Genomic DNA, 12,567 nt, shown 5'->3' with positions numbered 1-12,567 from the left:
GATCTCGGGTGGCTCAGATAACGGTCAGGGATATGATGTTCAGTTCGCCCAGGCCATCAAGCCAGGAGTGACTCTTCCCAGGTTTTTCTTAAATTCACGACGTAATCGAACAAACCCTGAGCATCTAAGTCATCTTCGTCAATCAGGTCAGGATTAGAGCAATAAGAATCAACAGCTGAGAATACCGAGTCAAAATAACGTTGTGTATCTTTGTTTTGTTTATCCGCTGTGTCAGCAGCTCTGTGTTCACGCCATGCGTTCAGGTATTTTTCCTCAAACTCTGGCGCCGACATAGCACCCGAAACAAACGAATCGATTAGGGCTAACATATCTGCTTCGCTTTGATCAGTAGACATTACCTTCACCTTTCAGATCGGAAATTTGAGTTTCGGATAACTTCCATCCAGAGATGAAATTACCATCAGGTTTAGTCATTACATCAATTTTAGTTTCAGGATTGTAGTAGTGGTTAACATCCTGATTCCATCGGTATTTGCCGGCGATTTGTTGTGTCAGTGGATCATCTATATGCGCTTTGAGTGCCTGCTCATATGACTTCAACCCTTCGGCATTGGGAGTGCCCGACAGGTTGAAATCCACAGCGTGCTTGAATTTCTTCTGTAGCTGTCTGGTTTCAAAATTAACAAATTCTGATGGAGGTGGCTTAGGTACTTTTGATAACGCAGACAGCTTTTCTAATTCGCTTACCGTTCCCAGCTTTCCCATTGCAAGACCTGCCGCTACAGAGGCGCCGGTAATGAGCAGACCTTTGTTATCCATGACCTGCTCGAAACCGGCTGGAGCATCGCCGCCGAGCTGTCCGGCGGTCTTTCTGAACCCCTCGATATTGCCGTTATAAATTCCGCCAGCAGCCAACAGCCGGCCCGCGGCTTTGCTATTGATGGTTTTTGCTGACTGAGCGTGTTGCACCGGTGCAGCAGGACGGACGTGATATACCGGGCGTTTCAGTTGCCGGGATATGAGGTGATTGAGCCGGGATCGAAGTAACAGAGGCAGGTTATCGAGAAGGCCGCCAGATGTCGTCAGAACGCCAGAGATGGCATAACCGGTGATATTTTGTCTCAGCAGAACGAGTGCCCCGGATTTGATGTCGTCCAGCGTGTCACGGTATGCCATCCAGGGACGCTGCCAGTGGAACTTGTGATACCGGCTGACAAAAAGGGAGTAGCCCTGCGGTAAATTCCACTCCTGGATGATGCGGTTTTGCAACGCGGTATTTGCAAGATCTCGTGCCGCCGTTTCCGGGTGGATAATGTGAGGAATGTCCTCAAGGTAGATGTCATCCAGTGACTTTGCCTGACTGTAATGAAGCATAATGTCCCTTTTACGCTGCCGTTATGTTCCCAATTATCAGGAATTTCTGACAACAGGCGAAGAAGTCCTGATATCCCCGTAGTGGATACACCAGCAGACGGGGAGCGGAGCGACCAGCATCAGGCTGTACTGTTGTTGTCAGAATTTTATGGGTCTGGTGCCCGACTGCTGAACCATACTCTCCGGGTCCTGCCAGATGATCCGCATCTCAGCAAGGCGGCAAGCGCTTATCGCCGGGAGCATGACGCATTTAGCCATCTAAGCGTCTTGATTGCCAAATACTATCATCCTGTTTATAGTGGCACAAACACCGGGTGACACCGCATCAATCTTCGCGCTTAAGGCCTGACATCATGACGCAGCACAACCTGATCCCCGAGAGTAAACTCCCTTTGCTCGGCACCACCATTTTCAGCCAGATGAGTGCGCTGGCGCAGCAGCATAACGCTATCAATCTCTCTCAGGGCTTTCCTGATTTTAGCGGCCCGGACTATCTGCAGCAGCGGCTGGCGTATCATGTCAGCCAGGGCGCGAACCAGTATGCGCCGATGACGGGTGCGCTGCCGTTACGTGAGGCGATAGCAGAGAAAACCGCGCGGCTTTATGACTATCGGCCTGATGTCGAAACGGAGATTACGGTGACGGCAGGCGCAACCGAAGCGCTCTATGCGGCGATTACCGCGCTGGTGCGGCCGGGCGATGAGGTGATCTGCTTTGATCCCAGCTACGACAGCTATGCGCCTGCGGTAGAGTTGTCGGGCGGCGTGATGAAACGCATTACGCTGCCGCCGCCCGCTTTCCGGGTGGACTGGCAGGCGTTTGCTGCCCTGCTGAGTGATAAAACCCGGCTGGTGATCCTGAATACGCCGCACAATCCTTCCGCCACCGTCTGGCAGCAGCAGGATTTCGCCGCGCTGTGGCAGGCGATTGCTGCGCGGCCGGTCTATGTGCTGAGCGACGAAGTCTATGAGCACATCTGCTTCGATCAGGCGGGCCACGCCAGCGTGCTGGCACATCCCGAACTGCGCCAGCGCGCTATCGCGGTATCATCGTTTGGTAAGACCTTCCATATGACCGGCTGGAAAGTGGGCTACTGCATTGCCTCTGCCGCGATCAGCGCGGAACTGCGCAAGGTGCATCAGTATCTGACCTTCTCGGTGAATACGCCGGCGCAGCTGGCAATTGCCGATATGCTGCGTGAGCATCCGGAGCACTATCTTGAGCTGCCGGCGTTTTATCGCGACCGCCGCGATCGGCTGGCAACGGCGCTAAGCAGCAGCCGCTTTAAGGTACTCCCCTGCGAAGGCACCTACTTTTTGCTGGTCGATTACAGCGCCATCTCCGATCTGGATGATGTCAGTTTCTGCCAGTGGCTGACCCGGGAAGTCGGTGTGGCCGCAATTCCTCTGTCGGTGTTCTGCGCCGATCCCTTTCCTCACAAACTGATCCGCCTCTGTTTTGCCAAACAGCCGGCGACATTAGATGCCGCCGCGGAGCGCTTATGTCAGCTTTAAAAATCACGTTACTGCAGGAGACGCTGAGCTGGATGGATGGCGAGGCCAACCTGCGCCATTTTGACGAGCAACTGGATGGACTCACCGGGCGCGATCTGATTTTACTGCCAGAGATGTTTACCACCGGCTTTGCAATGGAAGCGGCGAAAAGCTCGCTGCCTCAGGCGCAGGTGGTGGAGTGGCTGCATCAGCATGCCCGTCGCAACGATGCCCTGGTCGGCGGTAGCGCGGCGATTCAGACCGAACACGGCGCGGTAAACCGCTTTCTGCTGGTGGAGCCGGACGGCACGCTGCATCAGTATGACAAGCGCCACCTGTTCCGCATGGCGGACGAGCATCACCACTATCTGCCTGGCGAACAGCGTCAGGTGTTTGAGTGGCGCGGCTGGCGCATCCTGCCGCAAATCTGTTACGACCTGCGTTTCCCGGTCTTCTCGCGCAACCGCAACGATTACGATCTGGCGCTCTATGTCGCCAACTGGCCTGCACCGCGTGCACTGCACTGGCAGGCACTGCTGCTGGCGCGGGCAATTGAGAATCAGGCTTATGTAGCAGGCTGTAACCGCGTCGGCAGTGACGGCAATCAGCATGAATACAGCGGCGACAGCCAGATTATTTCACCGCAGGGCGAGATCCTCAGCGCGGCTGAGCCGCACCAGCGCGCCAGGCTGGACGCAGAGCTGTCGCTGGACGCACTGAATGCTTATCGCGAGCGCTTCCCGGCCTGGCAGGATGCGGATCGCTTTTCGCTGTGAATGGCGGGCGGGAAGTCAGACCGCCCATTAACTGCCGCGATAGGTTGACCACGACCAGGGCGAAATCAGAAACGGCAGATGAAAATGGCTGCCCGCTTCGGCAATCATAAAATCGATCTGCGCGCTGACGTAGAGTGCATCCCGACCGGCGGCGGCAAAATAGTCGCCGATTTCTGCCGTTAAACGGTAGTGGCCCGGCGTCAGCGGCTCGGGCGTCAGATCTTTCAGACGCCCGTCGCTGTCGGTTTCACCCTGTGAAATCGGGAACCACCCTTCCGGGCTATTCTGCTCAAGTGAAATCGCTACACCGCTGGCCGGTTTGCCCAGCGCCGTGTCCAGAATATGGGTGGTAACAGTACTCATTGAATCGTCTCCTTCAGGCGTAACAGGGTAATTTCACGCAGCTGATCCAGCGCCTCCTGCTGCTCGGCAGGATCGCTATTCTGCAACCGACGCTCCAACTCTGCCAGCATCTGCTCGCCGCTGCGCCCTGTGGCGCGAATCAGAAACACCCGGCCAAAACGCGTTTCATACGCCTGATTTCCCTGCTGCATCGCCTGCTGCAAAGCGCTGTCGGCCTGCTGCATGGCGGACTGCTCTCCCCGTGAAAGTGCCGCTTCTTTATCCGCACCGTTCGCGCGTTCGCCAATGCGGGGATGCGCCGACAGTGCGGCCTCCAGCTCAGGCCGCTGCCACTGGCGGGCCAGCGCATCGGCGGTTGCCCGTAGCGCATCCAGGGTGTCAAAAGGCCGCGCCGCCACCAGCGACTGCTGCCAGTGCGGAATGGCAACACAATGCCGGATGGCCGCCTGCGCCTCATCAGCCGACAGCTGATTAAATGCGGCTAATTCCATGTTCAGCTCCGTTCAGCAATCAGCGAGACCGCCTGTAAATAAGCCTGCAGCGCGGGCGCCACATCAGCCACCGCCACGGACTCTGCCGGATGGTGGCTGATACCGCGATGGTTACGCACAAATAGCATGCCGACCGGCCAGCGTTCAGCGATAGCGATGGCGTCGTGCCCCGCACCGCTCGGCAGTGACAGGCTGCGCCCCTGCACCGTTTCCACCGCATGACTCAGCGCCTGTTGCAGCGCGGAGTCACAGGCGGTGGCACCGATGCGATAATATTCGTTCGACTCAAAGCGGAGTCCACGCCGCAGCGCAATCGCCTCCGCCTGGGTTAACAGACTGGAGAGCAGTGTCTCCAGCGGGTTGTCCAGCGGACCGCGCACGTCCAGCGACAGCGATACCTCGCCAGGGATTACATTGACCGCTCCCGGCGCGCAGTTAATCGTACCGACGGTAGCCACCAGTTGCGGATCCTGCTCACGGGTGGTCTGCTCGATAAACACCATCCACTCGGCAGCAGCAGCCAGCGCATCTTTGCGGTGGGTCATCGGCACCGTGCCCGCGTGGCCCGCTTCACCGGTGAAACGGCAGTTGAGGCGGCGCGCACCGTTGATGGCGGTGACCACACCGAGCGCCAGATCCTCCTGCTCCAGGCAGGGGCCCTGCTCGATGTGCAGCTCAAGATAACCGACGATATCCTCAACCCGCCGCGCCGCAGATGCGATCCTGTCGCTGTCGAGCCCGACATCCGCCATCGCCTGCGCCACGGTAATGCCGTTGCCGTCAGGATGCGTCACCCAGCTTTGCGGCCAGCTGCCGGTAATGCCACGACTGCCGAGCAGCGTAATGCCAAAACGGGTGCCCTCTTCGTCACCAAAGCCAATGACTTCAATCGCCAGCGGTAAGCGGCGCTGATTTTCGTTAAGCCACTGTACGGTTTCAATGGCGCTGAGCACGCCCAGCATGCCGTCATAGCGACCGGCGTTGCGCACCGTGTCGAGATGCGAACCAAGCAATAACGCGGGTGCACCCGCTTCTGCCGCCTCGTAGCGCCCACAGATATTGCCCACTTCATCCTGCCACACCTGCATCCCCGCCGCCTGCATCCACTCACCGACACAGGCATTGGCGCGCAGATGTTCGGGTGAGAGGTAGACGCGGGTCAGCCCCTCGGCCGTTTCGCTGATCGCCGCCAGCGCATCGCAGCGCGCCATAACGCGCTGTGCAGCGGCCTGGGCTTCGCTGGCGCTCATCATCATGCGTGGCTCCCGTAGTGATCCCAGGCGGCCTGCGCCGCGGCACCCTGCGGCGTGCGATAGCCGACATAGGTCAGCACCGTTTCCAGCGCGGAGAGAGTCTGCATCACGCAATCTTTACGCGCGTTGTAGCCCATGGTGCCAATGCGCCACACCTTGCCATGCAGCGGGCCAAACGAGGTGCCAATCTCAATGCCGAAATCTTCCAGCATCAGCTTGCGCACCTGATCGCCGTTTACGCCAGACGGGATCATCACGCCCAGCACGTTGTTCATTTTGTGTTTCAGGTCGCCGAAGGTCTCCAGCTCCATCCCCTGAATGCCTTTCAGCAATGCTTCACCGTGCAGCTTGTGGCGGGCGATGCCGTTGTCCAGCCCCTCCTGCAGGATCAGACGGGCGCACTCACGCGCGCCAAACAGTGCGCTGGTCGCTTCGGTATGGTGGTTGAGCCGCTCCGGCCCCCAGTAATCCATGATCATGCCGAGATCAAAATAGTTGGAGTAGATCATCTCCTCTTCGCCATCCTGATGCGCCTCGGTGCGGATCCCCTGCTCTACGCATTTGCGTTTGCGGATCACCGCCTCCATCTCTGCGCTCAGCGTGATCGGCGAGGTACCCGATGGACCGCCCAGGCATTTCTGCATCCCCGCGGATACGGCATCAAGCCCCCAGGCGTCCGTTTCCAGCGCGTTACCCGCCAGCGACGCGGTGGCATCGGTGTAGAACAGTACGCCATACTGTTTGCAGATCGCACCCAGTTGCTCAAGCGGCTGCAGCATGGTGGTTGAGGTGTCGCCCTGCACGGTCAGCAGCAGGCGCGGCCGCACTTTTTTGATCGCATCTTCAATCTGGTCGGGATTAAAGACTTCGCCCCACGGCACTTCAATGGTGTGCACTTCCGCACGACAGCGGCGGGCAATTTCGCACAGCAGATGACCAAAGCGGCCAAACACCGGTACCAGCACTTTGTCGCCAGGCCGGATCGATGACAGCAGAATCGATTCGATACCGGCGCGGGAGGTGCCGTCAATCAGCAGTGTCCAGCGGTTCTCTGTGCGAAACACGCCGCGATAGAGCGCCATCACTTCATTCATGTAGTGGGTCATCGCGGGATCGTACTGCCCCAGCAGCTGACTCGACATGGCGCGCAGCACACGTGGATCGGCATTGATCGGTCCTGGCCCCATTAGCAGACGCTGTGGCGGGTTAAGTTGCGGGTAGTGATTGATATCCATCGTAATTTCCTTTTTCAGAATCAGAGGCGAACCGAAGAGATAAACTGCTTCAGCTCCGGTGACTGCGGCTGAGCGAACAGCGTCTTACTGTCGCCCTGCTCCCAGACGCGCCCCTGATGCATAAAGACCACACGATCGCCCACGTCGCGGGCGAAGCTCATTTCATGCGTGACGAGGATCAGCGTCATCCCTTCTGACGCCAGCTGCTCCAGAACTTTGAGCACTTCGCCCACCAGCTCGGGATCGAGCGCGGAGGTGATCTCATCACAGAGTAAAACTTTCGGCGTCATCGCCAGTGCACGGGCGATCGCCACGCGCTGCTGCTGACCGCCGGAGAGGCTGGCAGGATAGTAGTTGAGACGCTCGCCCAGCCCGACCTTCTCCAGCATCTGCGCCGCCAGCGCCCGGCACTCGGCCTCGCTTTTTTTCAGCACCCGGCGCGGCGCCAGCATCACGTTCTCCAGTGCCGTCATGTGCGGGAACAGATTGAAGCTCTGAAACACCATCCCGACCGAGCGGCTGATTTCACGCGCCTGCGAGTCGCGATCGGTAATCGTCATACCGCCGAGCTTGATGCTGCCCTCCTGATAGCCTTCCAGCCCGTTCATGCAGCGCAGCAGCGTGCTTTTGCCCGATCCGCTGCGACCGATGATTGAGATCACCTCGCCCATGTCGATATCCAGATCCACGCCTTTCAACACATGGTTGTCGCCGTAATATTTTTGCACCTGATTAATGGTGATGAGCGGCATTGAATTTTTTCTCCAGATACTGGCTGTAGCGAGACAGCGGATAACACATCAGGAAGTAGCCCAGCGCCACCAGCCCAAAGACTTTAAACGGCTGATAGGTCACGTTGTTCAGAATGGTGCCCGCCTTGGTCAGCTCGATGAACCCGATAATTGACGCCAGCGCGGTGCCCTTGATCACCTGGACAGCAAACCCCACCGTCGGCGCGATACCGATGCGGATCGCCTGCGGCGCAATGACCCGCCACAGCGTCTGACCAAAGGTCAGGCCGAGACAGCGCGACGCTTCCCACTGGCCTTTTGGCAGGGCGCGGATGCTGCCGTACCAGATATCGACCAGAAAGGCGCTGGTGTAGAAGGTCAGCGCCAGCGAGGCTGCCGTCCAGGGTGCAACATCAATGCCGAACAGGCCGACGCCGAAAAACGCCAGGAACAGCTGCATCAGCAGCGGCGTGCCCTGAAACAGCGCGGTGTAACCGCGTACCAGGCGCGTTAACCATTTGCGTTGCAGCAGGCGCATAAACAGCAGCGGCAGCGTCACCAGCGTGCCGCCGACAAAGGCCACCAGCGACAGCAACAGGGTCCAGCGTGCCGCCAGCAGCAGGTTGCGCAGGATGTCCCAGTCGGTAAAGGTCGTCATCATGATGGCTGCACTCCAAACCATTTACGGCCAATCGCCAGCAGCAGATGGCGCATCGCAATCGACAACGCCAGGTAGATCAGCGTGGTCACCAGATAGACCTCAAAACTTAAGAAGGTGCGCGACTGGATCAGGTTAGCGGCGAAGGTCAGCTCCTCGTAGGAGACCTGCGACACCACCGACGAACCCAGCATCACGATGATGCACTGGCTTACCAGTGCCGGATAAATGCGCTGCAGCGCGGGCGGCAAGACCACCCGCAGAAACGTCTGGCTGCGGGTTAATCCCAGCACCCGTCCCGCTTCCCACTGCCCTTTGGGTGTCACCTGTATTCCGGCACGAATAATCTCGGTGCTATATGCCCCGAGGTTGATCAGCATCGCCAACAGCGCCGCCTCGCCAGCAGTGAGTTTCAGCCCCAGCGCAGGCAGACCGAAAACGATAAAGAACAGTTGCACCACAAACGGCGTGTTGCGGATCAGCTCGACATAGATGCCCCACAGGCGGCTCATCCAGCTGGGTCTGCCACTGCGCAGCGCCGCGCCCGCAATGCCGAGCGCCACACCACCGGTAGTCGCCAGCACCGTCAGCTGAATGGTGACCCAAAGACCGGAGAGCAGCTCCGGCCAGTAGGGCCACAGGGCGGGAAAGTTAAGTTGCCCGGTCATGAATCTTTCCTCAGGCGCCGAGGTTGGCGGGCAGCGGCGCTTTCAGCCACTCTTCTGACAGTTTATTCAGGGTGCCATCTTTGATGCCCTGCTCAATCAGCGCATTCACTTTCGCTTTCAGTGCCGGCTGATCTTTCTTCAGGCCGATATAGCAGGGAGAATCTTTCAGCATAAACTGCGCCACCGGCGCTTTAGCCGGATTCTGACGGGCAATGGCGGCGACCACCAGGTTGCCGGTCGCCACATACTGCACCTGACCGGAGAGATACGCAGACAAGGTAGTGTTGTTATCTTCGTAGCGTTTCACCTGTGCATCTTTCGGCGCAACGTCACTGAGCACCATGTCCTCTACTGCACCACGTGTTACGCCAATCGATTTGCCGCTCAGGGCAGACGCCGCTTTGATTTCATCGCCTTTCGGCCCGAATACGCCCAGGAAGAACGGCGCATAGGCGCGGGTGAAGTCGATCACTTTTTCCCGCTCGGCATTTTTACCCATGCTGGAGATGACCAGGTCGACCTTGTCGGTTTGCAGATAAGGCACGCGGTTGGCACTGCTGACCGGCACCAGCTGCAACTTAAGTTTCATCTGCTTTGCCAGGTATCTGGCCGTGTCGATGTCATACCCCTGCGGCTGCAGATCGGTGCCAACCGAGCCAAACGGCGGGAAATCCTGCGGCACGGCGATGCGAATGACGCCGCGTTTCTGGATATCCTGCAGTTGATCGGCCAGCGCGCTTCCCGCTTGTGCCATCAGTAATGCCGCTGTCGCAACCGCCATCAAAACTTTTTTCATTATGCACCCCGGTGAGATTAACGTGAAACAAAAGATTCTTTGAGATGCAATCTGCAACTAATGTGCCAATCCGGACGGCCACAGAAAAAGGGTTAAGCGGCAAAGCATTCAGCTGAAATCTGGCGTAATCGGGACGACTACGCCGGGGGAAGGTCTGTTCTGAAATGGGGCAAAGCACCAAAACGGTGCCTTTTAGCGGTGCTCCAGCTCGTCAAACTGCTGGTAAAGGTCGGCGATCTGATGAATGCGCTGACGTCCCTGTGCCAGCATTTCATGTAGCAGTGCATTGGCAATCAGGTTAACCAGACTCATGGCGGAGCCATAACTGTCGAAGGCGGAAACGCTGTCCAGCGGCGTACAGAGCTGCCAGCGCGCCAGCGCAATCACCGTCTGCGCCTGCGGCTCACACAGCGCCAGCAGCGGGATACCGGCCGCCTGCAACTGCTGCATCAGCGGGCGAATGATGCGGGGACGACGACGGAAGGCCATCACGACCACCATATCCTCCGGCGTAATATCCACCAGCTCCTCAGCCAGCGTCTGGCCCGGCTGCGGCAGGATATGTACCTGCGAACGCGCCTGCACCAGCTGCTGTCGCAGATGCAGTGCCACCGGATAGGCGTTGCGCATGCCGATGATAAAGACGCGTTTTGCCTGCGCCAGCTGCTGGATAACCTCATTAAAGTGCCGGGCATCCAGACTGTTCACCCACTGCGTCAGGTTAGCCATCTCCTGCTTGTAGTGTCGCGCCAGCAGCGTATTGCCCTGCACCGCATCACGATTATCGGTCAGCGGCATGCCGCTCTGGCGCAGGATGCGTAACTCATCACGCATATCCTTGTATTTTTCATAGCCCAGACGCTTAAACAGCCGGCTGACCGTGGCTTTCGACACGCCACTGAGCCGCGCCAGCTCGGCACTGTTGTAGCTGATCAGGTCATCGAAGTGGTCAAACACGAAGTCGGCAATACGCTGCTCCTGCGGGGAGAGCTGGGGATAGTGACTCCTGAGTCGTTCATCAAGCTGTTTCATAACCCGTCCTGTAACTTTTGTTTCAGCAGAAGCTAGCACAATTTGCGCCAGGTTAACCGGCGCATTGTCAGCTCAGGGTGAAAACTGGAACAGCTCTTGCTTTGTTATCGGTTCTGTCACCCGGATAACGAGAAAAAGATGATTCAAAGCAATATGGCCCCGCAGGGGATGGCGGTGACGCCACACCATCTGGCGAGTGAAAGCGCGCTCGCGGTACTGCGTGATGGCGGTAATGCCATTGAAGCGATGGTGGCCGCTGCCGCGACCATCGCCGTGGTCTACCCGCATATGAATGGACTGGGCGGTGATGGTTTCTGGCTGATTCTGCCGCCCGGCGGCGATCCTGTCGCTATCGACGCCAGCGGCGCAGCCGGTTCGCTGGCTCATCACGATTTCTACGCCGATCACCCTAAGATTCCGCATCGCGGGCCGAAAGCGGCGCTGACCGTGGCCGGTACGGTCAGCGGCTGGCAGGAGGCACTGAATCTCTCGGCTGAGATGGGCACCCCACCGCTGCCGCTGGCACGTCTGCTGCGCGATGCGATTCGCTACGCCGCCGACGGTATTCCGGTGACTGCCTCACAGAGCGCCGCCACCGCGACGTTCCGCAGTGAATTGCAGCATCAGCCCGGCTTCAGCGCCACCTTTATGCCTGACGGCAACGTGCCGCAGCCAGGCAGCCGTTTTACCCAGCCTGCCCTGGCTAACACCCTGAGCCAGCTTACTGAAGAGGGGCTCGACAGCTTTTATCGCGGCACGCTGGCTCACCATATGGCCGATGAGATGGCCACGCTGGGCATGCCGGTGACGCTGGCCGATCTGCAGCAGCATCGCGCCCGCCGCACGACGCCGCTGCATCTCTCCCACAGCGAAGGTGACATCTGGAATATCACCCCGCCAACGCAGGGCATGGTGTCGCTGGCGATCCTGGGCATCACCGATCGGCTGGAGATGGCGGAGGCTGACGATGCGCAGACGGTGCACCGTATCGTGGAAGCCACCAAAAAAGCGTTTGCACTGCGCGACAAACACATCACCGATCCGCGTCACGTCACGGAAGATTTGCAGGCGCTGCTGGACAGCGATCACCTTGCCACACTCGCCAGCCAGATCACCGATGGAGAGGCGGCGGCATGGGGAAACGGACGCGGGCCGGGCGATACGGTCTGGATGGGCGTGATGGACAGCAGCGGCCTGGCCGTCTCCTTTATTCAGAGCATTTATCACGAATTTGGCAGTGGTGTGGTGCTGCCCGGCACGGGTATCACCTGGCAGAACCGCGGCGCCGCTTTCAGCCTCGATCCTGACCATCTGCTGGCCCTGGCACCCGGTAAGCAGCCGTTTCATACCCTGAATCCCGCCGCCGCACGGCTGAAAGATGGCCGGACGCTGGTGTATGGCGCGATGGGTGGGGATGGACAGCCGCAGACTCAGGCGGCGATTTTTACCCGCCATGTGATTCAGGGCTTGCCGTTACAACAGGCGGTCAGTGCGCCGCGCTGGCTGCTGGGCCGGACCTGGGGGCAATCATCAGACTCGCTGAAACTGGAAGGTCGTTTTGACGACGAAACGGTATTGATGCTGCGTCTGTGGGGACATGAGGTGGAGCTGCTGCCGGACTTCAGCGAATCCGTAGGCCATGCGGGCGCCATTGTGCGCCACAGCAACGGCATGTTTGAGGGCGCAAGCGATCCACGCAGTAACGGCAGCGCCGCCGGTTTTTAACAGGAGCGAAT

The 12,567-nt window shown here is 58.7% G+C and carries 14 protein-coding genes; 3 read left to right on the top strand and 11 right to left on the bottom strand.

What is annotated here, in order from left to right:
- Positions 1-56 precede the first annotated feature (56 nt).
- Both NR201_RS20015 and NR201_RS20010 read right to left on the bottom strand, forming a co-directional pair.
- On the bottom strand, positions 57-356 hold the full coding sequence (locus NR201_RS20015) for a colicin immunity domain-containing protein (RefSeq protein WP_033766595.1): 300 nt from the start codon (positions 354-356) through the stop codon (positions 57-59).
- Entirely contained in the window at positions 346-1,335 is a 990-nt protein-coding gene (locus tag NR201_RS20010; protein WP_256850101.1) for a colicin D domain-containing protein, read from the bottom strand. Before NR201_RS20010 ends, NR201_RS20015 begins: the two co-directional genes overlap by 11 nt.
- 353 nt (positions 1,336-1,688) lie before the next feature.
- On the opposite strand from NR201_RS20010, the gene NR201_RS20005 reads away from it, so the two are divergent.
- Positions 1,689-2,849, top strand: coding sequence for a pyridoxal phosphate-dependent aminotransferase (locus tag NR201_RS20005; RefSeq protein ID WP_256850100.1), 1,161 nt, complete (start codon positions 1,689-1,691; stop codon positions 2,847-2,849).
- A complete protein-coding gene (locus NR201_RS20000; protein ID WP_033766593.1) occupies positions 2,837-3,604 on the top strand; it encodes an amidohydrolase in 768 nt (255 codons plus the stop codon). Before NR201_RS20005 ends, NR201_RS20000 begins: the two co-directional genes overlap by 13 nt.
- 27 nt (positions 3,605-3,631) lie before the next feature.
- Here NR201_RS20000 and uraH read toward each other — a convergent pair whose 3' ends face one another.
- From uraH to hpxU, 9 genes are all read right to left on the bottom strand, one after another.
- The gene (gene uraH, locus NR201_RS19995) at positions 3,632-3,967 is read right to left on the bottom strand and encodes a hydroxyisourate hydrolase (RefSeq protein WP_010671151.1); all 336 of its coding nucleotides are present in this window, start codon (positions 3,965-3,967) and stop codon (positions 3,632-3,634) included.
- Positions 3,964-4,458 carry a 2-oxo-4-hydroxy-4-carboxy-5-ureidoimidazoline decarboxylase gene (gene uraD / locus NR201_RS19990; protein WP_052272054.1) on the bottom strand — a complete coding sequence of 165 codons (495 nt, stop codon included), beginning with the start codon at positions 4,456-4,458 and terminating at the stop codon, positions 3,964-3,966. Before uraD ends, uraH begins: the two co-directional genes overlap by 4 nt.
- A 2-nt stretch (positions 4,459-4,460) precedes the next feature.
- Complete coding sequence (gene hpxK, locus NR201_RS19985; protein ID WP_022625186.1) at positions 4,461-5,714, bottom strand: allantoate amidohydrolase; 1,254 nt, start codon at positions 5,712-5,714, stop codon at positions 4,461-4,463.
- On the bottom strand, positions 5,711-6,946 hold the full coding sequence (locus NR201_RS19980; protein ID WP_256850099.1) for an alanine--glyoxylate aminotransferase family protein: 1,236 nt from the start codon (positions 6,944-6,946) through the stop codon (positions 5,711-5,713). The genes hpxK and NR201_RS19980 overlap by 4 nt, the downstream gene beginning before the upstream one ends.
- A 20-nt stretch (positions 6,947-6,966) precedes the next feature.
- Positions 6,967-7,698: an amino acid ABC transporter ATP-binding protein gene (locus tag NR201_RS19975; protein WP_010671147.1), complete on the bottom strand. Its 732-nt coding sequence runs from the start codon at positions 7,696-7,698 to the stop codon at positions 6,967-6,969.
- Entirely contained in the window at positions 7,679-8,335 is a 657-nt protein-coding gene (locus NR201_RS19970) for an amino acid ABC transporter permease (protein ID WP_010255156.1), read from the bottom strand. The genes NR201_RS19975 and NR201_RS19970 overlap by 20 nt, the downstream gene beginning before the upstream one ends.
- A complete protein-coding gene (locus NR201_RS19965; protein WP_010255155.1) occupies positions 8,335-9,003 on the bottom strand; it encodes an amino acid ABC transporter permease in 669 nt (222 codons plus the stop codon). The genes NR201_RS19970 and NR201_RS19965 overlap by 1 nt, the downstream gene beginning before the upstream one ends.
- A 10-nt stretch (positions 9,004-9,013) precedes the next feature.
- Positions 9,014-9,799 carry a transporter substrate-binding domain-containing protein gene (locus NR201_RS19960; protein ID WP_010255154.1) on the bottom strand — a complete coding sequence of 262 codons (786 nt, stop codon included), beginning with the start codon at positions 9,797-9,799 and terminating at the stop codon, positions 9,014-9,016.
- A 192-nt stretch (positions 9,800-9,991) separates the two neighbouring features.
- Positions 9,992-10,831 carry a MurR/RpiR family transcriptional regulator HpxU gene (hpxU, locus tag NR201_RS19955; protein WP_010255152.1) on the bottom strand — a complete coding sequence of 280 codons (840 nt, stop codon included), beginning with the start codon at positions 10,829-10,831 and terminating at the stop codon, positions 9,992-9,994.
- 138 nt (positions 10,832-10,969) lie between these two features.
- Here hpxU and NR201_RS19950 point away from each other — a divergent pair, with 138 nt between their 5' ends.
- Positions 10,970-12,556: a gamma-glutamyltransferase family protein gene (locus NR201_RS19950; protein ID WP_033771016.1), complete on the top strand. Its 1,587-nt coding sequence runs from the start codon at positions 10,970-10,972 to the stop codon at positions 12,554-12,556.
- The last annotated feature ends 11 nt before the right edge of the window (positions 12,557-12,567 follow it).

The organism is Pantoea sp. Fr-CA_6 (genome assembly GCF_024520895.1).
Lineage (GTDB): Bacteria > Pseudomonadota > Gammaproteobacteria > Enterobacterales > Enterobacteriaceae > Pantoea > Pantoea agglomerans.
The sequence above is the reverse complement of the archived record's forward strand: the minus strand, read 5'-3'. Positions and strand labels throughout refer to the sequence as shown.

Excerpts from the sequence above, each read along its gene's own strand:
- NR201_RS20015 (WP_033766595.1), bottom strand. The coding sequence starts at position 356 with ATGTCTACTGATCAAAGCGAAGCAGATATGTTAGCCCTAATCGATTCG.
- NR201_RS20010 (WP_256850101.1), bottom strand. The coding sequence starts at position 1,335 with ATGCTTCATTACAGTCAGGCAAAGTCACTGGATGACATCTACCTTGAG.
- NR201_RS20005 (WP_256850100.1), top strand. The coding sequence starts at position 1,689 with ATGACGCAGCACAACCTGATCCCCGAGAGTAAACTCCCTTTGCTCGGC.
- NR201_RS20000 (WP_033766593.1), top strand. The coding sequence starts at position 2,837 with ATGTCAGCTTTAAAAATCACGTTACTGCAGGAGACGCTGAGCTGGATG.
- uraH (WP_010671151.1), bottom strand. The coding sequence starts at position 3,967 with ATGAGTACTGTTACCACCCATATTCTGGACACGGCGCTGGGCAAACCG.
- uraD (WP_052272054.1), bottom strand. The coding sequence starts at position 4,458 with ATGGAATTAGCCGCATTTAATCAGCTGTCGGCTGATGAGGCGCAGGCG.
- hpxK (WP_022625186.1), bottom strand. The coding sequence starts at position 5,714 with ATGATGATGAGCGCCAGCGAAGCCCAGGCCGCTGCACAGCGCGTTATG.
- NR201_RS19980 (WP_256850099.1), bottom strand. The coding sequence starts at position 6,946 with ATGGATATCAATCACTACCCGCAACTTAACCCGCCACAGCGTCTGCTA.
- NR201_RS19975 (WP_010671147.1), bottom strand. The coding sequence starts at position 7,698 with ATGCCGCTCATCACCATTAATCAGGTGCAAAAATATTACGGCGACAAC.
- NR201_RS19970 (WP_010255156.1), bottom strand. The coding sequence starts at position 8,335 with ATGACGACCTTTACCGACTGGGACATCCTGCGCAACCTGCTGCTGGCG.
- NR201_RS19965 (WP_010255155.1), bottom strand. The coding sequence starts at position 9,003 with ATGACCGGGCAACTTAACTTTCCCGCCCTGTGGCCCTACTGGCCGGAG.
- NR201_RS19960 (WP_010255154.1), bottom strand. The coding sequence starts at position 9,799 with ATGAAAAAAGTTTTGATGGCGGTTGCGACAGCGGCATTACTGATGGCA.
- hpxU (WP_010255152.1), bottom strand. The coding sequence starts at position 10,831 with ATGAAACAGCTTGATGAACGACTCAGGAGTCACTATCCCCAGCTCTCC.
- NR201_RS19950 (WP_033771016.1), top strand. The coding sequence starts at position 10,970 with ATGATTCAAAGCAATATGGCCCCGCAGGGGATGGCGGTGACGCCACAC.